General features: G+C 68.1%; 12 protein-coding genes. 10 read left to right on the top strand and 2 right to left on the bottom strand.

Annotated features, from left to right (window positions below; translation table 11 throughout):
* The first annotated feature begins 41 nt into the window (after positions 1-41).
* Together V1318_RS02335 and lolA are read left to right on the top strand one after the other, a co-directional pair.
* On the top strand, positions 42-854 hold the full coding sequence (locus V1318_RS02335) for a hypothetical protein (protein WP_332937369.1): 813 nt from the start codon (positions 42-44) through the stop codon (positions 852-854).
* A 150-nt stretch (positions 855-1,004) separates the two neighbouring features.
* Complete coding sequence (gene lolA, locus V1318_RS02330; RefSeq protein ID WP_332937368.1) at positions 1,005-1,670, top strand: outer membrane lipoprotein chaperone LolA; 666 nt, start codon at positions 1,005-1,007, stop codon at positions 1,668-1,670.
* Between the two features lie 120 nt (positions 1,671-1,790).
* On the opposite strand, the gene V1318_RS02325 is transcribed toward lolA, so the two are convergent.
* Complete coding sequence (locus V1318_RS02325; RefSeq protein WP_332937366.1) at positions 1,791-2,267, bottom strand: GNAT family N-acetyltransferase; 477 nt, start codon at positions 2,265-2,267, stop codon at positions 1,791-1,793.
* Positions 2,268-2,374: 107 nt separating this feature from the next.
* Positions 2,375-2,902, bottom strand: coding sequence for a glycosyl hydrolase 108 family protein (locus tag V1318_RS02320; RefSeq protein WP_332937364.1), 528 nt, complete (start codon positions 2,900-2,902; stop codon positions 2,375-2,377).
* 203 nt (positions 2,903-3,105) lie between these two features.
* On the opposite strand from V1318_RS02320, the gene V1318_RS02315 reads away from it, so the two are divergent.
* The 8 genes from V1318_RS02315 to V1318_RS02280 all read left to right on the top strand — a co-directional run bounded on the left by V1318_RS02315 (position 3,106) and on the right by V1318_RS02280 (position 23,108).
* Positions 3,106-4,464, top strand: coding sequence for a replication-associated recombination protein A (locus V1318_RS02315; protein ID WP_332937362.1), 1,359 nt, complete (start codon positions 3,106-3,108; stop codon positions 4,462-4,464).
* Between the two features lie 28 nt (positions 4,465-4,492).
* Positions 4,493-4,879 (top strand): fluoride efflux transporter CrcB, encoded by a 387-nt coding sequence (gene crcB, locus V1318_RS02310; RefSeq protein WP_332937360.1) that lies wholly within the window; start codon positions 4,493-4,495, stop codon positions 4,877-4,879.
* Between the two features lie 428 nt (positions 4,880-5,307).
* Complete coding sequence (locus V1318_RS02305) at positions 5,308-6,270, top strand: hypothetical protein (RefSeq protein WP_332937359.1); 963 nt, start codon at positions 5,308-5,310, stop codon at positions 6,268-6,270.
* 141 nt (positions 6,271-6,411) lie between these two features.
* A complete protein-coding gene (locus tag V1318_RS02300) occupies positions 6,412-6,858 on the top strand; it encodes a hypothetical protein (protein ID WP_332937358.1) in 447 nt (148 codons plus the stop codon).
* A 10-nt stretch (positions 6,859-6,868) separates the two neighbouring features.
* Entirely contained in the window at positions 6,869-7,579 is a 711-nt protein-coding gene (locus tag V1318_RS02295) for a C39 family peptidase (RefSeq protein WP_332937356.1), read from the top strand.
* A 2-nt stretch (positions 7,580-7,581) separates the two neighbouring features.
* Positions 7,582-8,124: a hypothetical protein gene (locus tag V1318_RS02290; protein WP_332937354.1), complete on the top strand. Its 543-nt coding sequence runs from the start codon at positions 7,582-7,584 to the stop codon at positions 8,122-8,124.
* A gap of 24 nt (positions 8,125-8,148) precedes the next feature.
* On the top strand, positions 8,149-9,537 hold the full coding sequence (locus tag V1318_RS02285) for an acetate kinase (RefSeq protein WP_332937353.1): 1,389 nt from the start codon (positions 8,149-8,151) through the stop codon (positions 9,535-9,537).
* A gap of 833 nt (positions 9,538-10,370) precedes the next feature.
* Positions 10,371-23,108, top strand: a complete 12,738-nt coding sequence (locus tag V1318_RS02280; protein ID WP_332937351.1) for an autotransporter-associated beta strand repeat-containing protein — start codon at positions 10,371-10,373, stop codon at positions 23,106-23,108.
* The last annotated feature ends 276 nt before the right edge of the window (positions 23,109-23,384 follow it).

Below are 23,384 nucleotides of genomic sequence, written 5' to 3'. Positions count from 1 at the left end.
CGCAGGGGGGGATACGCGGTTCGGACTCGGGGGATGGCCGCATGGCCTGGAATTCGAGCAGGACGGGCGTCGCGATCGCGGCGTTCTGGGTGATCGTCTGTGTTTCGCCATCGTCGCCGGCCCAGGAATGGGTGCGTTGGCGCAATACGCCTTCGCTGTTGGACCAGGATCCGGCCAAGCGGCTGCCGCCGCAGGCGCAGGCGCCGCAGGCGCGCGAGACCGAGCGGGCGCCGGAGCCGGTGGCCGAATCCCAGGCGGTGCCGCCGCGCGTGCCGCGTGCGGATCCGAGTGCGGATCCGATTCCCGTCGCGGGCGCGCCGGTGCCCGCCGCAGCGGTCGCGCCCAGCGCCGGTTCCGCTCCGCTTTCGCCTACCGTCGCCGGGCTCGCGCGGACTTCCCCAGCGCCGGTCGCCGTTGCGGTCGTCGCGCCGGTGCCGATGTCCGCGGTCGCACCCAAGCATGGCGCGCCCGCCATCACCGTGCCCGCGGCGGCCGACGCCGTCGCGTTGGAGATCGTGCCCTTGGGCGTGGACGAGGCGCCGCTCGCCTCGGCGAGCGCAGGCGCTCCATCGGCATCGGCGGCGCCCATAACGTCCGTACCGGCCTTGGCCCGGCTCGAACCCGCAAGGGCCGCGCCGCGCGCGAGCGGCGCCTACGTGACCGTGGGCAGCGACAGCGACGCCACCCTGGTCGCGGCCGCGCCGCAGGTGTATTCCTGCGACGAGTCCGGACGCTGCGAACACCTGGAGAGCGAGCTGCCCAGCGTCGGCCTGCAGACCGGGCCCGGCGTCGAGAACGCGCCGCATCGCCAGATCGAGCCGGAGATCAAGCGCAGCACGCTGCGCGGGTTCTGAGCGCTGCCGACCTGTGCGCGGCGCTCACGCCGCCATCGCGGGACTGAACCCCGCGTGTGCTTTCGCGCGATACTGGCGCATTGCGCAGCACCTATTCAGTTTGCTCGCGGCAGACTCGCCGCAGCACGTCTTTCCGGAGCGATCGATCGCATGAGCCAGTCCGTTCTCCCCGCCGCCCGGCATGCCGCGCGCGCCGTCCTGGTCGCCGCCACGCTGTTCGCCGGCACCTTGTTCGCCGCCGGCGCCGCCACCGCCGCTGCGCGGGACGATCTCAACAGCTTCACCCGCGGCCTCAAGGGCCTGGAAGGGCAGTTCACCCAGCAGGTGTTCGACGCCAACGGCAAGCGCAAGGAAACCTCCAGCGGCAAGCTCGCGCTGTCGGCGCCGCGCCTGTTCCGCTGGGAGTACGTGAAGCCGTACCCGCAGCTGATCGTCGCCGACGGCAACAAGGTCTGGGTGCACGATCCCGACCTGCAGCAGGTCACCGTGCGTCCGCAGGGCGCCGAGGAACAGAACAGCCCGCTGTCGGCCCTGATCGATCCGGCCAAGCTCGACGCCCAGTTCGTGGTCAAGGACGCCGGCAAGGCCGGCGGCCTGAGCTGGTTGTCGCTGGCGCCCAAGGGCAATGCCGAAGCCAACTTCCGCACCGCCAAGCTCGGCTTCGACGCCAGCGGCCTGGCCCAGATGCAGGTGGTCGACAGCCTGGGCCAGCGCACCGAGATCGTCTTCAGCGGCTGGAAGCGCAATCCCGCCTTCGCCGCCGGCAAGTTCAAGTTCGTGCCGCCGGCCGGCACCGACGTGATCGGCGAGCGCTAAGCCGTCGCGCGGCGCGGTTGCGGCACGCCGCGGCCGCGCAGCAACTCAGGGCGCCTGCCGCGCAAGGCTTTGCTTGCGCAACGAACGGGCGGTGAGCGGCTGCTCGCCGCGCGCCCGCGCTCAAGGTGTCAGCGGCTTCTCGTAGCGGATCGTGGTCAGGCCGCAGTTCCATTTCCGATCGGGGTAGCGCGCGACCTCGCGATAGCCCAGGGCCAGGAACAGGGCCTGGCTCTCGAGGTTGAAGGTATCCGTCTCCAGGCCCGCCAGCGCGATGCCCTGTGCGCGCATGCCGGCTTCGGCGGCCAGCACCAGGCGGCGCGCGATGCCGCGGCGGCGATGGCGCCGCGTCACGTGCAGGGCTTCGACGGAGCCCGCGCTCGCGTGCAGCAGGCCGGCGACGCGGCCGTCGCATTCGGCGATCAGGAAGGCCGCGCCATGCGCGTCGACGTAGCCTTCGGCGACGCGGTCGCGGCGGTAGCGCCGGATCGCGGCCGCGCTGAGCTGCGGCTGCCAGGTGTGCAGGAAGGTTTCCTCCAGCAGCGCCAGCGCGGCGGCGCGGTCGTCGGGCCGCCAGGCGCGCAGGGCAGGGGCGTCCATCGCCGGGTCCGTTCGCGGGGCCGCATCGTGCATCTGGTCGCGCGCGGCCGCCTCGGCTGCGCGCATGCGCGCGAACACGATGGGCCCGGACCGGCTCACGGAATCGCTCAGGGCGCGTTGACCGGGAACCACTGCGCGCGGCGCAGCCAGCCGGCGAGGAAGCGCGTGAGCACCGGATGCTGCGCCGCCAGCAGACGGTAATAGTCGATCCGGCCCTGGCGGTAGCGCGCGTACAGCGTGCGCTGGTCGGCGGCCTCCAGCGCGGCCAGCGAGTCGTGGCCGAACACGCCGTCCACCGCCACCGGCGCGCCGAGCAGGCGCTGGATCAGGAACACCGCGTGCACGCCGGCGTTGACGTAGAAGTCGAACAGGTCCTCGGCCAGGCATTGCAGCTGGATTTGGTCGCAGCGCAGCGCGTCCCAGTACAAGGCGCGGTAGAGGACGCCGGCCTGCTCGTCGCTGAGCGCCTGCAGGTTGGCCAGGGTCGGGGCCAGGTTCAACACCCGCTCGGCGTAGGTCTGGAAGGTGCGCAGGGTGATGCCCTTGTTGGTCGCGCCGCCGGGGTCGTTGGGGTCGTCGACGTAGCCGCCTTCGAAGCGCAGCAGTTGCGGAAAATACAGATCGAAGTTGGCCATGCGCAGGGATCCGGTCCGGTTGGGCGCGCACTCGCGCCGGGCGGCGCGGTTGCCGGCCCGGTAATGCCAACGCGCGGGCGCGGCGGCTGTGAGGGGCGCCGGGCAAGGCCTTGCGCATCAAGGCCTTGGGAGCGCTTTGGAGGCCGCATCGACACGAACTTGCTATCGTGTCGGTCGACACCGCCGTACGAACCGACCCACACGTGGCCCGCCGAAACTCCCGCCGTTCCGAGGACGAACCCGACCTGCTCAGCGTCGACCGCGAGGGCCTGCGCCCGCTGGCCGAACGCATGCGCCCGCGCAGCCTGGACGACATGGTCGGCCAGCGTCGGCTGGTCGCGCCCGGCACCGCGCTGCGTCGCGCGGTCGAGTCCGGGCACGTGCATTCGATGATCCTGTGGGGCCCGCCGGGTTGCGGCAAGACCACCCTGGCCCTGTTGCTGGCGCGCTATTCCGACGCCGAGTTCCGCGCCATCTCGGCGGTGCTGTCCGGCCTGCCGGAGGTGCGCCAAGTCCTGGCCGAGGCCGCGCACCGCTTCGCCGAGGGGCGCCGCACGGTGCTGTTCGTCGACGAGGTCCACCGCTTCAACAAGGCCCAGCAGGACGCCTTCCTGCCGCATATCGAGCGCGGCACCATCCTGTTCGTCGGCGCCACCACCGAAAACCCCTCGTTCGAACTCAACTCGGCGCTGCTCTCGCGCTGCCGCGTGCACGTGATGGAGGCGGTGTCGGCCGACGACATCGCGCTGGCGCTGCGGCATGCGCTGGACGACGAGGAGCGCGGCCTGGGCGGGCAGGGCATCGCGGTCGACGACGGGCTGCTGATGCAGATCGCCGGCGCCGCCGACGGCGACGTGCGCCGCGGCCTGACCCTGCTGGAAATCGCCGCCGAACTGGCCGCCGACGAAGGCGGCCGCATCACCGAGGCCAGTCTGGCCCAGGTGTTGGCCGACCGCACCCGCCGCTTCGACAAGGGCGGCGAGCAGTTCTACGACCAGATCTCGGCGCTGCACAAATCCGTGCGCAGCTCCAATCCCGATGCCGCCGTGTACTGGCTCGCGCGCATGCTCGACGGCGGCTGCGACCCGGCCTATCTGGCACGGCGCCTGACCCGGATGGCGGTCGAGGACATCGGCCTGGCCGATCCGCGCGCCCTGCAGATGGCGCTGGAAGCCTGGGACACCTACGACCGCCTCGGCAGCCCGGAAGGCGAACTGGCGTTCGCGCAGCTGGCGATCTACCTGGCCAGCACCGCTAAATCCAATGCCGCCTACGCGGCCTACAACGCTGCCCGCAGCGACGTCGCCGAGTTCGGCACCCAGGCGGTGCCGCTGCACCTGCGCAACGCGCCGACCAAGCTGATGAAGCAGCTCGGCTACGCCCGGGGCTACGAGTACGACCACGACGCCGAAGGCGGGATCGCGCTGGACCAGACCGGCTTCCCGGACGAGATGGGCGAGCGGGTCTACTACCGGCCGGTGGAGCGCGGGCTGGAGATCAAGCTCAAGGACAAACTCGACCGCCTGCGCGCGGCGCGCGCCAAGGCGCGCGGCGACGGCTAGCGCGATCGTACGCAGGGAGAACCGCCGCATGCCTTACGCTTTTCTCGCCATCGGCCTGGGCGCCGCGCTCGGCGCCTGGGCGCGCTGGGGCCTGTCGCTGTGGCTCAATCCGCTCGCCGCCTCGCTGCCGCTGGGCACGCTCGCGGCCAACCTGATCGGCGGCTACGGCGTGGGCCTGGCGGTGGCCTGGTTCGACGCGCATGCCCCGATCGCGCCGGAGTGGCGATTGTTCGCGATCACCGGGCTGCTCGGCGGGCTGACCACCTTCTCGACCTTCTCGGCCGAAGTCACCCAGCAATTGCTGCGCCAGCAGTACGGCTGGGCCGCGGCGACCGCGGCGCTGCATCTGTTCGGCTCGCTGGCGATGACGGCGCTGGGGATGGCGACGGTGCGCGCCTGGGGTGGGGGGAGCTGAGCGTTGGAGTGTCGCAAATGATATTGCGAAATAACTTTAATTATGTCTAATAAGACATTGAAATATAAATAATAAATTAAGAAGAATGCCCGTCGGGAAATTAGCAGCGTTTCGACACTGAAACGACAAGCTGAACCATCGCGCATGCGTGGAGATCTTCAGGCCAATCAATCGCCTGCGTAAGCCAGGCGCAATCGCGTCGGGTCGCCACGCGCTGGTGTGTGTTGCATCGCTGCAAGCTTTCGTGTGCCTACGCCGCTTGAAGGTAGCTGCGCAATTTCTGTGCATGCGATGCGCCGATCTCCGAGCCCCGCCCAGCGGGCGATCGCGCCGTCTGAACCGATCCTGGCACCGCTGTTGCGTGTAGTGGGATGCGTCGTGATCCGATGCCTCCCCCTGGCATCCGTCGGCGTGAAAGGAGAACCACTATGCGCATTCGTAACAGCCTGATGGCAGCAGCGGTAATACTGGGTCTTGGTTTCGCGGGCCAGACTTGGGCCCAGCAGACCAACAACGAAAGCGGCGACGGCGACGACAGCCTGAGCGCGACCGACAATTCCGACAACAGCACCGGCGACAACCGCGACAACGACGGCCGTGCGCGCGCCAGCGGCTACGGCACCGCCGCGGCCAACAACGGCGGCACCGCCACCTCCAGCTTCTCCAACTCCTTCAACAGCAACAGGGCCATCGCCACGACCCGGCTCGATGGCTACGTTACCGATATCCGCGTGCGCGACATCGGCAACGTCGCCCAGAACTGGGGCAATGCCAATGGCGGCGATGGCGGCAGCGCCGGCAGCGCCTCGGGCGCCGACGGCTCCGGCGGCGACGGCGCCGGCGGCGAAGGCGGTTGGGCCGACGGCAACAACGGCCGTGGCGGCGATGCCGGCAGCGACAGCGGCGATGCCGGATCGCTGAGCGCATCGGCCGGCGGCGACGGCGGCGGCGATGGCGGCAATGCCAACGCCAACGGCGGCAACGCGCGCGACCGGGGCGAAGGCAGCGCCGCCGGCGGTGCCGGCGGCACGGCCACGGCGGGCAACGGCGACGGCACCGGCGGTGCCGGCAGTTCGGGCGCGGCGACCTCGAGCAGCGGTTCCAGCAGTTCGACCGCGGGCAACGCCGGTTCGGTCGCCTCCAACGGCGGCGCCGGCGGCAGCGGCAGCGGCGGCAGCGGCACGGGCGGTTCGGCGACGGGCGGCGCGGGCGGTGCGGGTGCCGCCGGCGGCGCGATCGCCAACGATGCCGGTGCGTTCGACATGTCCAACAACATGACCAGCGTCGGACAGTCGGCGGCCGGGATCATGGTGGCGGCCCAGAACAGCGGCTTCGCGTCGCTGATCCAGCAGGGCATCACCGTGCAAGCCAACCTGACCGTGGGCCCCTAAGCGCTCCTCCATGATGCGCCGCGGACGTTCCTGCCCCATCTCTCCCCCGTAGCCCGGCGCATCACGCGGGTCCGGGGCGCCGCCTTACGACGACGGCGCCCCGGCTCCGCTTTGGCGGAACGCATGGCGAAGGAGAAGACCATGCGCCCGTACTGCCCCGCAATGCGCAATACCGCCCTGGCCGCGATCGCGTGGCTGGCGATTTCGTCCGCAGCGGCGTCCGACTTGGGGATCGACGTCGATCCGCGACCGGTCACGGCGCGCAGCGCGCCCTCGGAGCCGGTATACGTCGGCGCCTCCGATCGCGACGCGATTCCGCGCGGCGTCGACGGCATCGGCGCGACCGTGGACGCGCAGCGCTTGTCCGCCCTGCGCGGCGGCGACCAGAGCGTCGACAACCGCATCCTGGTCGACGGTCGGGTCAGCGACAACGTCGCCGATAGGATCGTCAGCGGCGCCAATGCCGTCGACGGCGGCGCGTTCGGCAACGCCACCGGCATCAACACCGTGATCCAGAACACCGGCTCCAACGTGCTGATCCAGAACGCGATGATCGTGAACCTGCAGTTCACCGATCCGAGCCCGTGAGGTGAGGGCGATGAGCCCGTCGGCATCCGGGGCCAGGCTGCGCGCGGCCGCGTGCGTGTTGCTGTGCGCGTTCGCCGGTATCGGCAGCGCCGCGGCGGCGCGGGTCGAGCTGCGCACGCCCTACGGCGGCAGCTACGGCATCCGCCTGACCAGCCTGAAGGAAGCGCGCTTCCGCACCACCGTGCCGCAGCAGTACGACTTCAGTTGCGGCTCGGCGGCGGCGGCGACCCTGCTGACCTTCCAGTACGGCCATCCGGTCAGCGAAGGCGAGGTCTTCCTGCGCATGTACCAGGACGGCGACCGGGACAAGATCCGCCGCGAGGGCTTCTCGCTGCTGGACATCCGCCGTTACCTGCAGGGCCTGGGCTACCAGGCCGACGGATTCGAGCTGCCCCTGGACAAGCTGTTCGAGGAAGGCTTGCCGGCGATCGTGCTGCTCAACGACCGCGGCTACCGCCACTTCGTCGTGGTCAAGGGCTTGCGCAAGGGCCGGGTACTGGTCGGCGACCCCGCCCGCGGCACGCGCGCGATGTCGCGCGCGCGGTTCGAAAAGCTCTGGGACAACCGTGTCCTGTTCGTGGTCCACAACCGGCGCGAGCTGGCGCTGTTCAACCAGCCGCGCGACTGGCGCACCGCGCCGCCGGCGCCGCTGGAACTGGCGATTTCGCGCGAAGGCCTGCAGAACACGGTCATGCCGCGGCGCGGACCGGGAGACATCTAGCCATGAACGCAAGCCATTGCCTCGATCGCGCGGCTTCATGCGTGTCCGCGCGCGCGCTGCTCGCAGGCGCGGTCCTGGCTTCGCTCGCGATCGCCTGGCCGGCGCGCGTGCACGGCGGCCAGAGCGACGGCGGGCTGGGATCGGAATGGATCGCCTTGCCGCCGCAACGCCTGGACGCGCTGCGCGGCGGGTACGAGGCGCCGTCGGGCCTGCTGCTGTCGTTCGGGATCGAGCGCGCGGTCTACGTCAACGGCGACCTGGTCGCGACCACGCGCGTGAACATTCCCGACGTCGCGCGCATGAGCGCCGAACAGGCGCAGGCGCTGAGCGCGATCGGCGACTCGATCGTGGTCCAGATCGGGCCGGGCAATCGCTTCGACCCGGCCGGCTTCAACGGCGTGGCGATCCAGAATAGCCTCGACGGTCAGGACATCCGCTCGCTGACCACGCTCAACGTCGGCGTCAATACGCTGGGCGTGTTCCAGGACCTCAACGGCCAGGCCGCGCTGCATAACGCGCTGATCGGCGCCACCGGCGCGCCGTAAGGCCGCCCTCATCGAGGACCGCCCATGACCACGCCCACCGCATCGAACCTGATCCGTCTCGCGCTGGTGCCGGCCCTGTCGCTGGCGCTGGCGGGCTGGGCGCGCGCGCAGGACGCCGCGCCGGCCGGCGACGAAGTCAGCCTGGAAACGCTGCAGCGGCAGATCGCGGCGCAGAACCGGCGCATCGACGAAATGCGCACGAACTTGCAGGACCAGGAACGCGACATCGCGCTGCTGCGACAGGCCTTGAACGAGGAGCGCCTGGAGGCCGCGCGCGCGCGCGGCGCGACTCCGCCGGCCAACCTGGCCCTGCCGGCGCTGGCGCAAGGCGCGCAGGTGCCGCTGTCGCAAGCGCCGCCTTCGCAACCTTCGGCCACGCAGCCCCCGCTGTCGCAACTGGCGATGGCGCAGGCGCCGCTGGAGCAGCCGGTGGGCCAGGCGCCGGAGTCGGATTCGCGTCCGCCCGAGATCGCCCAGATCTTCGACCAGCCCGGCGTGCTGACTCCGCACGGCCAGTTCATCCTCGAGCCCTCGCTGCAGTTCGGCTATTCCTCCAACGACCGCGTCGCCCTGGTCGGCTACACCATCATCCCGGCGCTGTTGATCGGCCTGATCGACGTGCGCCAGGTCAAGACCACCACCGCCACCGCGGCCCTGACCGGCCGCTACGGCCTGAGCGACCGCTTCGAGATCGAGGCCAAGCTGCCCTACGTCTACGTCAACGGCGACACCGTCAGCCGCGAGATCTTCACCGGCAGCGCGGTCGACAAGGTGTTCAACGCCCACGGCAGCGGCCTGGGCGACGTCGAAGTCACCGCGCGCTACCAGCTCAACCGCGGTGGGCCCGACAAGCCGTTCTACATCGGCTGGCTGCGCTACAAGAGCCGCACCGGCAAGGATCTGTTCGAAGTGGTCACCGACTGCGTGACCCGTTGCGTGGCCAACACCACCGGTACCGGCCTGCCGCTGGAACTGCCGACCGGCACCGGCTTCGAGTCGATCCAGCCCGGCATCACCTGGCTGTATCCGTCCGACCCGATCGTGTTCTTCGGCAGCTTCAGCTACCTGCACAACTTCAAGCGCAAGAACGTCTCGCGCACCGTGCTGGGCGGGGCCACCGAATCCCTGGGCGAGGTCGAGGCCGGCGACATCCTCGGCTTCAACGTCGGCCTGGGCCTGGCCTTGAACGAGAAGGCCGCGATCAGCCTGGGCTACGACCAGAGCATCGTCGACCGCACCAAGCAGAACGGCCAGGACGCGGCGGGCTCGGTGCGCGTGGTGCTGGGCACGTTGCTGCTGGGCGGGTCCTATCGCTTCAACGACAAGGTTTCCTTGAACGTCGCGCTGGGCGTGGGCGTGACCCGCGACACGCCCGACGTGACCCTGACCGCGCGCGTGCCGATTTCGTTCTGAGTCGTGGATGGCAGTCGTGCACTGCCGCCTGCGCGGCGCTGCGTGGACCTCCTGCTTCACGCCTTTGGCCACGCTCCGATCGGCGAAGTTCTCGCTGGCGGCGCTGCCGCTGGCGACGTCGGGCATCTGGAAGCGGCAGGCGCCCAGGTTCTCGGGGTTGTTACTGCCCTTGCCATGGATGCAGCAGGCGCCGGTCTTGTCGCTGGCGGTCAGTTGCAACGACCAATGGATAAGGCGTTCGCAGCAGCCAGGGAAACGCCGGGGACGGACGAAACCGACCGTTGCGATAGTTGCTGTTCGAATTCCCGAGCCTAGACGCCGGAGGGCGGCCCGCTCTCGGTCGGTCTGCTGATCGTCGTACTGGTGTTGCCGGTTGCCGCGGGCACCTTGGCCGGGTCGGTCTCTTGGGAAATAGCGGGGCCTCAGGCACGCCCACGTCGTTCAGGCCTCGCAGGAGGTTTCCGCTGCAGGCATGGGGCATAGATCTCCACGCACGCCGATGGGTCGCTGGGCGGGAGGCTGCGCCGAGAAAACGAACATGAGGAGCGGCGTGCCGTCGCGATCGAGCGCCAGGCTGGACGGGGAGTACGCACAGGCCGTATGCGCCCGGGTCGGATGAGGTTTTTTCCCTATATCGTCCCCGCATTACAGGTCTTAGCATCGCATCGCGCATCGGTCTCGCTTGTGGGCTTTGCTGGGCGGCTTTGAAATGTGATTAACGTCTCACTGGTTCGTCACAATGCCTCCACTTGACGGTGCGGCACTCTCATGGGGGAAAACAAGGATTGTCACTAGCGGCAAGGTCGCCATTGCCGCGTCCACGAGGGGACGTCATGAATCACGTGTACCGGATCATCTGGTCCCAAGCGCTGTGCGCGTGGGTGGTCGTATCGGAACTGGCGACGCGGAGCGGCAAGGGCGGGCGCACGGTCGAGCAGCGGGCCACGGTGGCGGAGGGCGCGCCCGATTTCGAGGCGCTCGAAGACTCGTCAGCGGTGACGGCCTGGCCGTTGCGGGCCTTCATCCTGGCGGCGCTACTGGCGACTCAGGCGCCGGCCTGGGCGGCCGATCGCTGGTGGGACCCCAACGGTACCGCCATCAGTCTTGGCGGCAACGGGATCTGGAATACGACCAATCCGTTCTGGAGCCCGAACAGCGACGGTGTCAGCGGGCCCTACAGCGCCTGGAACAACGGCGCTCTCGACGACGCCTTCTTCGGTGGCACCGCCGGCACCGTGACCCTGGGCTCGCCGATCGCCGTACACAACCTCACTTTCCTGGTGAACGGCTACACGCTCACCGGCAGTACCCTGACCCTGGCCGGCACTACGCCGACCATCAACACGGGCAATGGCGCGGTCTCGCAGACCATCAATTCGATCATCGCCGGTAACGCCGGTCTCACCAAGACGGGCACCGGCACTCTGGTGCTGAACGGCGCCAACACCTTCGTTGGCGATGTCCGTATCAATGCCGGCTCGCTCAGCATCGGCGCGATCGGCAATGCGGCGTTAGGCAATACCGCCAACCAGATCTATCTGGCCGGCGGGGGAGGATTTTCGTCGACGGGCACGCTCTCGAATCGCACCGTCAACCTCGTCGGCGGCATCACCTCCATCAGCGGGGCCGTCGGTGGTTTGTTCTATACCGGTGCCGGCGGCCTGAACGTTGCCGACGGCGTAGCGCTTACCAACAACGCGAACAACTATCAGGGACAAACCCAATTCATCACGAGCGCGCCGGGTTGGGGCGGCAGTTCCAGCTCCTTCAGCTCGATCGCGGATCTGGGTGTGGCGAGCGCACTCGGCGCGCCCACGACCGTCGCCAACGGCACCATCGTGTTCGGACCGGCTTGTTGCCAGGCCCTCGGTCAGTCGGCCCTTCACTACACCGGCACCGGCCACAGTTCCAACCGCAACTGGCAGTTCAGGCCGGGCAACTACGCTGGCGGCGCCTATCTGTACAACAGCGGCAGTGGGACGCTGACGCTGACCGGCGACGTTGCCGCCGTTGGCGGCTCGCAACCCTTCGGTTTCGTCGCCTCGACCGCGGATATCAATGTGCTGGGCGTGATCAGCAGCAACAGTGGCCGCACCGCCGTGTTCAATGCCGGCAGCGGGCGTACGATCCGGCTGGGCACCGCCAATACGTTCACAGGTGCGGCGTCGATCCAAGGCGCCGGCACGGTCGAGGCGTCGGTGATCGCCAATGCCGGCGTGGCCGGATCCCTGGGCGCGGGCTTGCTCTCCATTTCCGGCGGCAATCTCTCCTATGTCGGCGCCGGTGAGGCGACCAACAAACTCTGGACTATCTCCAACGGTTCACTCAACAGCAACGGCACTGGTGCGTTGTCGCTGAGCGAGACGGTTGCCATCGGTGGCACCGCCACGCTTGGCGGCAGTTTTACCGGAGCGGACAATGTCATTTCCGGCGTCATCTCCGGCACAGGCAATCTGCGCAGCGCGGGCAATGCCACCTGGACCTTGACCGGCGCCAATACCTACACCGGCAGCACCATCGTCAACTCCGGCGTACTGCGCGCCGGCACCGCTACCGCCTTCGGCGCGTCCACGTCCGCGCAAGTCAATGGCGGCACGCTGGACCTCAACGATTTCGACAAGACCTTCGGCACGCTGTCCGGCACGGGCGGCACCGTGGACTTGGGTACCGCCACGCTTACCCTGCAGGCGGCGACAGGCGCCACTGCGAGCTACGCCGGCAACATCACCGGCAGCGGCGGGCTCACCAAGCTGGGCGCCAGCACGCAGACACTGACCGGCGCCAACACCTACACCGGCAACACCACCATCGGCGGCGGCGTCCTCGCCCTGGATTTCAGCCCCGTCGGCGGTCCGGCCAGCAACATCATCAATAGCAGTTCCACGCTCAACATGGCCGGCGGCCGGCTTAACATCACCGGCGCGACGGGCGAAAGCAACACGCAGACCTTTAACGGTCTCGTTATCACCGCCGGCAACAACACCATCGCTGCCACCTCCGGTTCTGGCGGCAGCCTCACCGTCAACCTTGGCGCCGTCACCCGCACCGGCGGCCTGATGAACTTCAATCTGCCAAGCAGCGGCAACATCACCACCACCAACACCACGTTGGGTGGATGGGCCACGGTCAACGGCACCGACTACGCCAAGGTGGTCGGCGGCAACATCACCGCCTTCACCGCGGCCGACTATACCAACAAGGACAACGCCGCCAACTGGCTCGGCAACGAGTTCATCACCGATACGACCGGTTTCTTCGGCACGGTGGGCAGCAGCGTGCAGCTCGGCGGCCTGCGCTATACCCGGCCGGTTTCCACCACTGTCACGGTCGCCGCCGGGCAGACCTTAGGCGTGGACGGCACGATCATCGTGGCACCTTCGGTGTTGAACACGAACCAGGTGATCACCGGCGGCATGATGACTGGCTCCAACGGGGGGGGGCTGGGCGTCCAGCAGAACAGTACAGGCAACTTCACTATCAACTCTCAGATTGTCGACAATGGTCCGGGCATGGGTTTCACCAAGGCCGGCACCGGGCTGGTCACCCTGGGCAATGCCAACAACAGCTACACCGGGGCGACCCTGGTGTCGCAAGGCACGCTGTCGGTGGGCAACATCGGCAACGGTGGCATGGCCAGCGGCATCGGCGCTTCGTCCGCCGCATCGTCCAATCTGGTGCTGCAAGGCGCCACGCTGCGCTACACCGGTACCGGCAACACCAGCGACCGCGGATTCACCTTCGGAAAATCGGGCGCCATCGCGGAAAGCGGCGTGGAAGTGACCAACGCCGCCGCCAACCTCACCTTCAGCGGGCTGGTGACCAGCCCGGACGGCGCCAATTTCCTCAAGAGCGGGCCAGGCACGCTGACGCTGGCCAATGCGGCCAACGACTTTACCGGCACCGTCACGGTCAACGGCGGGCTGCTGGGAGCGACGACCCTCGCCAATGGCGGGCAGGCGAGCAGTATCGGTGCGGGCGGCGCCGGCTCGGCCAATCTCGTCCTCAATGGCGGCGGCCTGCAGTATACCGGCGGCACCGTCAGCACCAACCGTGGCTTTACCCTCGGGGCCAGCGGGGGCATTGTCGATGTGACCGCTGCTACCACCACCCTGGCCGACAGCGGCATCGTGGCGGGCGGCGGTCGCCTGACCAAGAACGGCGCCGGCACGCTGGTACTGACTGGCGCCAACACGTATACCGGCGGTAACACCGTCAATAACGGCGTCCTGCGCGCGGGCGCTGCGAACGTATTCGGGGCGTTGACCGGTTCGACAACCAATCTGGCCAATACGGCCGGTGTGGTGCTCGACCTCAACAACTTCAACAACGTCATTGGCCCGCTCAACGGCGGCGGCGCCAATGGCGGCAACGTGACGCTCGGCTCCGGCACGCTGCGCATCGCTGCCGGCAATGGCAACTACTCGGGCGTCATCAGCGGCACCGGCGGCGTCTGGCGCACCGATGGCGGCATCCAGACTTTCAACGGCTGCAACAACACCTATACCGGCGCCACCACCCTGCAAGGCGCCAGCATCACTATCGACTGCCTGGCCGACGGCGGGCAGGCCAGCGGCATCGGCGCCTCCGGCAGCGCGTCGGCCAACCTGGTGTTCAGCAACGGCAACTTGAACTACACCGGCGGGACGGTCAGCATCGATCGCGGGTTCACCGTTTCGGGCTACGGCGTCATCGATGTGACCAACGCCGCCACCACGCTCGGTTTCAGCGGCCAGGTCATCGGCGGGGGCGAGTTGTACAAGGACGGCCCCGGCACGATGGTGTTGTCCGGCAACAATACCTACACCAACAATACCCGCGTAAGAGGCGGCATCCTGCGCGCCGGCTCGGCCACGGCCTTCGGTACGACCAACTCGTTCTGGCTGGACAATACCGCTGGGGTATTGCTGGATCTGAACAACTTCAACGCCAACGCGGGCGCTCTGATTGGTGGCGGCAGCTTGGGCGGCAACATCGCATTGGGCACGGGCACGCTGACGATCAGGGATGGCCTGAATCAGACATACAACGGCGCGATCACCGGCACCGGCAACCTGGTGAAGAATGGCGGCGGCAACCAGAGGCTCGCCGGCTGCAATAGCAGCTATACCGGCGTCACCACCATCAACGCCGGAATCCTGTCGGTCGATTGCCTGGCGGACGGCGGTCTCAACAGCTCGATCGGCGCCTCGACCTCCGACCCGGCCAACCTGGTGATCAACGGCACGCTGAATTACGTCGGCGACGGTGACAGCACCGATCGAAGGTTCACCATGGGCACCGGCGGCGCTACGCTGGCGGCCGCCGGCACCGGCATCGTCGAGTTCACCAGCACCGCCGCGGTGACGCTGGCCGGAGCGAATACCTCCCGCACGCTGACTCTCACCGGCACCAACACCGGCTACAACCTGCTGGCCGCGCAACTGGACAACAACGGCACAGGCGTCACCTCGCTGACCAAGACCGGCACGGGCACCTGGCGCCTGACCAACGCCAACAGCACCTACACCGGCGTCACTCGTATCAACGGCGGCGTGCTCAGCGTTGACCAGATGGCCAACGGCGGCCAGGCCAGCAGCATCGGCGCCTCGTCGAATGCGGCAGGCAACCTCGTAATCGGCAACGGCTCCACGTTGCGCTACACCGGCGCCGGCGACACCACCGACCGCCAGTTCACCTTGGACACCGGCGTCACCTTCATCGAGTCCTCCGGCACCGGCGCGCTGCAGTTCACCAACACCGGCGCGGTGGCGCTCACCGGCACGAACACCGCGCGCACCATCGCCTTGGGCGGAACCAATACCGGCAACAACACGATGGGCGGCGCCATCGGCAATAACGGCACCGGCGCCACCACGCTGGCCAAGAACGACAGCGGCACCTGGATCCTGACCGGCAACAACACCTACACCGGCAATACCGTCATCAACAACGGCAATCTGATGATCGGCAACGGCGGCACCACCGGCAATGCGGGTGCGGGCAACGTGATCGTGGATTCGCCCACCTCCACGCTGTCGCTCAACCGCAGCGACACCTTTACCTTCAGCGGCACGCTGAGCGGTCCGGGCACCCTGGCGCAGGTCGGCTCCGGCACCAGCGTGCTGACGTCCGCGAACAACCAGATCGGCGCCACCACGATCAGCGGCGGCACGCTGCAGATCAATGGTGGTCTGACCACGACCACCGTCGGAATGACCGGCGTTTCGGCCCTGACCGTCAACGGTACGGTGCAGGCCACCGGCGCCACGCAGACCACGCTTACCGGCGACGCCGGCAACCAGACCGTCACCGTGGGCAGCGGCGGCACCTTGCTGGCCAACGGCGATCTGGGCGCCGGCAACGACACCGTGGATCTCACCGGCACGTTGGACACCGGCGCCGGTGCGCTGGGCCTCGGCGACGGCGACGACACCTTGATGCTCCACGACGGTTCGCAGATGTTGGGAGCAGGAATCAATGCTTCCGGCGGCGACGGTACCGACACCTTGGTGGTCGACACGGTCCTGGGCTACACCCTGGACGGCGGCGCCATCGATACCTTCGATATCCTAACTAAGGAGAACACCGGCACGCTCACGCTGACCGGCGGTCACCAGTATGGCACCGGTACCAATATCGACGGCGGCACCCTCGACGTGGATGGCGTCCTGGAGACGCCGACCTTGTCCATGGCCGATGGCACTACCCTGAATGTGGACGGCAGCGTGGAAGCCAGCGGTGGCAGTCCTACCACTATCACTGGTAGCGCCGGCAACCAGACCATCAACGTCAACAGCAACGGCGGCCTCGCTGCCAACGGCGACCTGGGTGACGGCGCCGATACGGTGACCCTGGCCAGCCTGCTGAATACAGGTGCCGGCACCCTGGGCTTGGGTAGCGGCGATGACAGCTTGACCCTGCAGGATGGTGCCGTTATCGGCGGCGGCGGCATCGATGCCGCCGCCGGCAGCAACGACCAACTAGTGCTGAACAATGCTCTGGCGCTGAGTTTCAACGGCAGCCAGACCGCGGGGTTTGAGACGCTGCTCAAGCAGAACGCCGGCACAGCCACCATGACCGGCAGCCAGGTTTTCGGCAACGGCACGACTATCGCGGGCGGTACATTGGATGTGGACGGCACCTTGCAAACGCCGACCATCGACCTGGCCGACGGCACTGCGCTCAATGTGGACGGCATGGTCGAGGGCGGCCCCGGCCCCACGGCCCTGATCACCGGCAGCGCTGGCGACAACACGGTCAGCGTCGGCGCAGGCGGCACGCTGCTGGCCAACGGCGACCTGGGCACGGGCAACGATGTGCTGGATGTGGCCGGCACGCTCGACACCGGCGGCGGCGTGTTCGCATTGGGCGACGGCGACGACAGGCTGACCATCCACGACAACACCAACATCGTCGGCACGGTGTCCGCGGGCGCGGGTAACGACACTTTCGACACCCACATCGACACGGTGGCCAATCTCGGCGCCGTGCAGGGCTTCGAAACGCTCACCAAGACCGGCGGCGGCGTGCTGAATATCAACGGTTCGCTGAACTCGGACTTCAACACAGTGAACGTGCTGTCGGGCACCTTGGACGTGACCGCTGGCGGCAGCGTGGTGGGAAGCCCGGGCATTCCGCTGACCACGAACGTTGCGGCCGGCGCCACCTTGAACGTAGACGGCAGCTACGGCTGCAGTGCCGAAAGCGACACGATGACCGTCGCCGGCACCGTCTCGGGCACCGGCACCATCGACCTGTGCGCTGGCGACGACACGTTGACGCTGCAGGATGGAGCCGTGCTGAACAATGCGATCAGCGGCGGCACGGGCACCAGCGACACCTTGGTGCTCGACAACGCCGGCGCTTTCACGTTCGATGCCGGTAATACGACGAACTTCGAACTGCTGAGGAAGAACAATACCGGCACCGCCACCCTGATCGGCAGCCAAAGCTTCACCGGCGGCACTGCCATCACCGGCGGCACGCTGGACGTGGACGGCGCGCTGGAGACGCCGACCATCTCCCTGGCCGACGGCACCACGTTCAACGCGGACGGCGTCGCCAATGCCGGCCTCGCGAGCCCGACCCTCATCAGCGGCAGCGCCGGCAGCAATACGGTTTCCGTGGGCGCCGGCGGTAGTCTGCTGGCTAACGGCGACCTCGGCGCGGGCGTCGACGCCCTGGACATCGCGGGTACGCTCGATACCGGCGGCGGCGTCTTCGCACTCGGCGACGGCAACGACAACTTCGTCGTGCACGACGGCAGTGTGGTGATCGGCACCATCGATGGCGGCGCCGGTCTGGATACGCGCACCTACGACATCGACACCAATGCGAATCTCGGCGCTCTGCAGAATTTCGAGGGAGTGACCAAGACGGGCACGGGGGTGCTCAACATCACCGGTCCGGGCGCCACCGACCTGCAGCAAGTGCAGGTGCTCGAAGGCACGCTGGATGTGCGCGCTGGCGCCAGTATCGTCGCGACCCCCGGCAGCGCGCTGGCCACGACCGTGGCCAGCGGCGCCACGTTGAATGTGGATGGCAACTATGGCTGCGGCGGCAATGCCGACACGATGGACGTGTCCGGCACCGTGAGCGGCAGCGGTACCGTCAACCTGTGCGGCGGCGACGACACGCTGACGCTCAACGATGGCGCCGACATCGCGGGTTTGCTCAACCCGATCGACGGCGACGCGGGCGACGACACGGTGGTGCTCAACAACGCCGGTGCCATGACGCTGGACGGCGGCGACGTCGCCAACTTCGAAGTGCTGCGCAAGGACAACACGGGCGAAGCCACCCTGACGGGCGCACACGATTTCCTCGGCGGCACCTTATTGAACGGCGGCATCCTGACCGTGGACGGCGCGCTACAGACGCCTACCGTGGCGATGGGCGACGGCACCGTACTCAACGTCGACGGTGCGTTGCAGGCGGCCGGCGGCGCCGCTGCAAGCATCACCGGCAGCGCCGGCGTCAACACGGTCAACGTGGGGCAGGGTGGGCTGCTGATCGCCAGCGGCGATCTGGGCGGCGGCGACGATGTGTTGGACGTGGCGGGCACACTGGACAGCGGCGCCGGCGTCTTCTCGCTCGGCGACGGCAGCGACAGCTTCACCATCCACGACGGCACCGTGGCGCTGGGCACGGTGGATGGCGGCGCGGGATTGGATACCTTCAATACCGACATCGACACCAGCGCCGATCTGGGTGCCCTGACCAACTTCGAGGTCCTGACCAAAACCGGCGTGGGCGTGCTCAACGTCAACGGTCCGGGACAGTCGGACTTCGTCGAGGTCAACGTGCTGCAAGGCATGCTGAATATCGGTGCGGCCGGCGGGATCGGCGGCGTGCAGGATGCCACCGTAGCCAACGGCGCCACTTTGAACCTGGATGGCAACCTGTCGTTCACGACGGGCGACGACACCTTGACCGTGGCCGGCAACGTGACCGGCGGCGGCACCCTCGACATGGGCGATGGCGACGATACGTTCACCATCCAGGACGGTGCGGACCTGTCCGGTCTGTCCACGCCGGTGAGCGGCGGCGTGGGGAGCGACACCTTCGTCGCCGATCTGGCCGGTAGCGCCGTCCTCGGCGGCGCCGTCGACTTCGAGACGCTGACCAAGACCAACGTCGGCACGCTCAATGTCGACGGACTTGCGCTGTCGGCCTTCTCCACCGTCAATGTGCTCGGCGGTACGCTCGACATCGGCGTCGACGGTCAAATCGCGGGTGTGCAGAACGCGACCGTTGCCAGCGGCGCCACCCTCAACGTGGATGGCGACCTGCTGTTCACACCCGGCGACGATCTGTTTACCGTGGCCGGCACCGTGACCGGTCTCAGCACCATCGACATGCTCGACGGCGACGACACCCTGGTCATCCAGGATGGCGCGGACCTGTCCGGACTGGCCGGTCCGGTGGACGGCGGCACCGGCAGCAACACACTGGTCACCGATATCGCCGCCACCGCCACCCTGGGGGGCGTGACGAACTTCCAGACGCTGGACAAGACCAACGTCGGTACCCTGCATATCGACGGCCCGGCGTCGTCGGATTTCACCACGGTGAATGTCGAGGGCGGCACGGTCGATATCGGCGTGGATGGCGACGTCGGTGGCGTGGTCACGACCACGATCGCCAGTGGCGCCACCTTGAACGTCGACGGCAACTACGCCGGTTCGGCCAGCGACGACACGATGACCGTGTCCGGCACGGTCAGCGGCAGCGGCACGATCGACTTGGATGCCGGCGACGATATCCTGACCCTCAACGACGGCGCGGCGCTGGCTGCAGTGATCGATGGGGGCGGGCACGGCAACGGCGACACGGTGGTGCTGAACAATGCCGGTGCGCTGAGCTTCGACGCGGCCAATACGATCAACTTTGAGTTCCTGAGCAAGACCAACACCGGCACCGCGACGCTGACCGGAACGCAGGCTTTCAGCGGCGGCACCGATATCGGCGGAGGCGAACTCGTGGTTGCGGGCGCTCTGTCCACGCCCACCGTGGCGATGGGCGACGATACCGCGCTGACCGTCGATGGCACTCTGAATGCGGGAGGCGGTATTGCGGCCGCGATCACCGGTAGCGGCGGCGCCAATACCGTAACCATCAACGGCAGCGCGTTCGCCAGCGGCGACCTCGGCGCGGGCGAGGACGTGCTCGATGTGGCCGGCACGCTCGACACGCTCGGCGGCGGCTTCGCGCTGGGCGACGGCGACGACGCCTTCGTCGTGCACGACGGCACCGTGGTGCTGGGCACCGTCGACGGCGGCGTCGGCCTGGACACGCGCGTCTACGACATCAACCTGACCGCCGACCTTGGTGCGCTGGTGAACTTCGAGGGAGTGACCAAGACCGGCACCGGCGTGCTCAACATCAACGGCCCGGGCGCGACCGACCTGCAGGAGGTCAGCGTGCTCGGCGGCACCCTGAACATCGGGCCGGCCAGCAGCGTGGTGGCGACCGCCGGCAGCACGCTCGACACGCTGGTCGGCAGCGGCGCAACGCTGAAAGTCGACGGCAGCTTCGGCTGCGGCGCCAGCGACGACGCGATGACCGTGGCCGGTACCGTGTCCGGCAGCGGCACCATCGACCTGTGCGATGGCGAGGACGTACTGACGCTGCAGGATGGTGCGGTGCTGACTGCCGTCATCAGCGGCGGCAGCCATGGCAGCGGCGACACGGTCGTGCTCGACACTGCCGCTGCCTTCACGTTCGATGCGGCCAATACCATCAACTTCGAGTACCTGCAGAAGGACAACGCGGGCGAGGCGACCCTGGTCGGCACGCAGCGCTTCACCGGCGGCACCGCCGTCCACGGCGGCACCCTGATTGTGGCCGGACGGCTGGAGACGCCGACCGTGGCGATGGCCGACGATACCGACCTCAAGGTCGACGGTGCGCTGGATGCTGGCAGTGGCTTAGCGGTGGCGATCACCGGCAGTGCAGGAGCCAACACGGTGACGGTGGGCGAGGGCGGCACCCTGCTGGCGACGGCCGACCTGGGCGACGGCAACGACGTACTCGACGTGGCCGGTACGCTCGACACCGATGGCGGGGCGTTCGTGCTCGGTGACGGCGACGACACCCTGACCATCCACGACGACACCAATATCGTCGGTACGGTGGTGGCGGGCGCGGGCAACGACACCTTCAACGCCGACATCGCTACCGTCGCCGATCTGGGCGCGGTGCAGGCCTTCGAGACCTTGAGCAAGACCGGCGAAGGCGAGCTGAACGTCAATGGCCCCATGAGTTCGGACTTCACCACCGTCAACGTGCTGGGCGGCACCTTGGACGTGACCGCCGGCGGCAGCGTCATGGCGCAGATCACGACTGTGGCTGCCGGCGCGACCCTGAACGTCGATGGCAGCTATACCGGCACCGACGGCGACGACAGCTTTACCTCCAGGGGTGCCGTGCGCGGCGCGTTCGCTTTTGGCGATGGCAACGACCAGGTCGATTTCGTCGGCGGCGATCCGAGCGGCGTCACCGCGCTGGACGGCGGCAGCGGCACCGATCGGCTGGGCTTCAGTGGTCTGACCCTGAGCGGCGAGGCGTTGCCCGCACTGACGGCCTGGGAGCGCGTCGAGCTGTTGGACGACAGCGAGTTGACGCTGGCCAGTCGGCTGGACCTGGGCGGCGGCCTGCTGGCGATCGACCCGACGTCGCGGTTGTTCGCCAATGGGGGGGCTGCGATTACCGGCAGCGTCGAGAACGCGGGGCTGATCGGTGTCGGCGCCAACCGTCTGGCGATCGGCGGCGACTACATCGGCAACGACGGCGCGCTGCGGCTGACGATCTCGCCCGGCATCCTCAGTGCCGGCGGGCTGGACGTCGCCGGCGACGTGACCGGGACCACGCGGGTCGCGTTTGCCGGCGACGGCAGCGACTTCACCCAGGGCGGCAAGGTCGACATCCTGGTCGTCTCCAGCCCGAACGACAACAGAGGCACACAGGGGGGCTTCGTCGCCGACGACGTGATCCGGCTGGACGGCAGCATCCTGCCCTGGAGCTTCGGACGGCAGGACGACAACAACTGGTACCTGAGCGCCGAGGCTGGCGTGTTGCCGGAGGTTCCCGCCTACGGCGTGCTGCCGAGCGTGGCGCTGTTGGCTGCGCAGAACAGCGACAGGCTGATCCACCAGCGCCTGGCGGGTGTCCGCGGCCGCGAACTCCCACGATGCGGCATCCAGCCCGAGTGGCCGGTCGAGCAGGCCGGCACCGGGGTGATCGACGATTGCCGCGGCGTCTGGGTGGCCGCGACGGCCAGCGAACTGGAACTGGGTGCGAACCCCGGCTTCGAAGTCTCCGGCGACGACGTCGGCCTCTACGTCGGAGTCGACAGCGCCTTCGATCGCAAGGGCAGGGCGCTACGCGCGGGACTCTTCCTCGGCTACCGCCATGGCAATTACTGGACCACAGGCGTCAACTCCACCAACCTTCCAGGTTCGGGCGTCGCCAATGCCGAAATCGACGCGGCGATCGGCGGCATGTACATGAGTCACACCTGGGATACGGGGGGCTACGTCAATTTGGTCCTGACCGGCCAGGTCACGGGAGCCGACATCGGTGCCAAAGGTTTCAAGGAGAGCCTCACGGGCAGCTCGCTGACCTTCAGCGCCCGCGTCGGGCAGAAGTTCCGCCTCAACGGCGGCTGGTCGCTGGAGCCGCAGCTGCAGCTGGACGCCAGTGCGGTGAGTTGGGGCAATCTGATCGATGCGTCCGGCAAGCAGGTCATGTTCGACGACGGTCTGATCGGTACGGCACGCGCTGCCCTGCGCGTGGAGAAAGAGATCATCCGCGATGGCGGTAGCGTGATCCGGCCGTGGGCGACGCTGGGCGCGCAAAAGGTGGTGGGCGACGGCGAGAACAGTGTGAGCCTGATGACCCCGGGCTCAACGGCCGACGCCCAGATGTTCCCGAATCACGACCTGGGCGCTTCGGCCACGCTGGACGTGGGGCTGGAGGCAACGGTGGGCGAGCGCGTGAGCCTGTTCGGCGTGCTGTCGATCGGCAAGGAACTCGATGGCACGGATTACGAGCAGCGCGCGGCTAACCTGGGCGTTCGGGTGCGCTGGTAAAGCTCAAGCCCCAGACCTGGCGACACCTTCCCGGACAAATGGGAAGGTGTCGGACTGGGCCGGGCTTCGCTACAGGATGGAAGGCGTTGAGCAGGCGTTCCGCCATCTCCAAGGCGCAGCGTCGTCTGTGGGGCGATCTATCCAACAGCAGAAACGGCAGCGTTGGCACGGCGCTCTCTGTGGGCGTCGCGGCGGTCGGTGCCGGCAGAGCCAGCGCCACCCGAGTCTTCGACAGGCCAAACACCGATCAGGTATCTTCGTCATACTGCCTGATGG

Source organism: Lysobacter sp. CCNWLW3, from assembly GCF_036697405.1.
GTDB lineage: Bacteria > Pseudomonadota > Gammaproteobacteria > Xanthomonadales > Xanthomonadaceae > Lysobacter.
The sequence above is the reverse complement of the archived record's forward strand: the minus strand, read 5'-3'. Positions and strand labels throughout refer to the sequence as shown.

What these genes read in the sequence shown, in the direction of transcription:
- crcB (WP_332937360.1), top strand. Translation starts at nt 4,493, where the DNA reads ATGCCTTACGCTTTTCTCGCCATCGGCCTGGGCGCCGCGCTCGGCGCC.
- V1318_RS02280 (WP_332937351.1), top strand. Translation starts at nt 10,371, where the DNA reads ATGAATCACGTGTACCGGATCATCTGGTCCCAAGCGCTGTGCGCGTGG.
- V1318_RS02320 (WP_332937364.1), bottom strand. Translation starts at nt 2,902, where the DNA reads ATGGCCAACTTCGATCTGTATTTTCCGCAACTGCTGCGCTTCGAAGGC.
- V1318_RS02285 (WP_332937353.1), top strand. Translation starts at nt 8,149, where the DNA reads ATGACCACGCCCACCGCATCGAACCTGATCCGTCTCGCGCTGGTGCCG.
- V1318_RS02295 (WP_332937356.1), top strand. Translation starts at nt 6,869, where the DNA reads ATGAGCCCGTCGGCATCCGGGGCCAGGCTGCGCGCGGCCGCGTGCGTG.
- V1318_RS02305 (WP_332937359.1), top strand. Translation starts at nt 5,308, where the DNA reads ATGCGCATTCGTAACAGCCTGATGGCAGCAGCGGTAATACTGGGTCTT.
- V1318_RS02300 (WP_332937358.1), top strand. Translation starts at nt 6,412, where the DNA reads ATGCGCCCGTACTGCCCCGCAATGCGCAATACCGCCCTGGCCGCGATC.
- lolA (WP_332937368.1), top strand. Translation starts at nt 1,005, where the DNA reads ATGAGCCAGTCCGTTCTCCCCGCCGCCCGGCATGCCGCGCGCGCCGTC.
- V1318_RS02325 (WP_332937366.1), bottom strand. Translation starts at nt 2,267, where the DNA reads ATGGACGCCCCTGCCCTGCGCGCCTGGCGGCCCGACGACCGCGCCGCC.
- V1318_RS02335 (WP_332937369.1), top strand. Translation starts at nt 42, where the DNA reads ATGGCCTGGAATTCGAGCAGGACGGGCGTCGCGATCGCGGCGTTCTGG.
- V1318_RS02290 (WP_332937354.1), top strand. Translation starts at nt 7,582, where the DNA reads ATGAACGCAAGCCATTGCCTCGATCGCGCGGCTTCATGCGTGTCCGCG.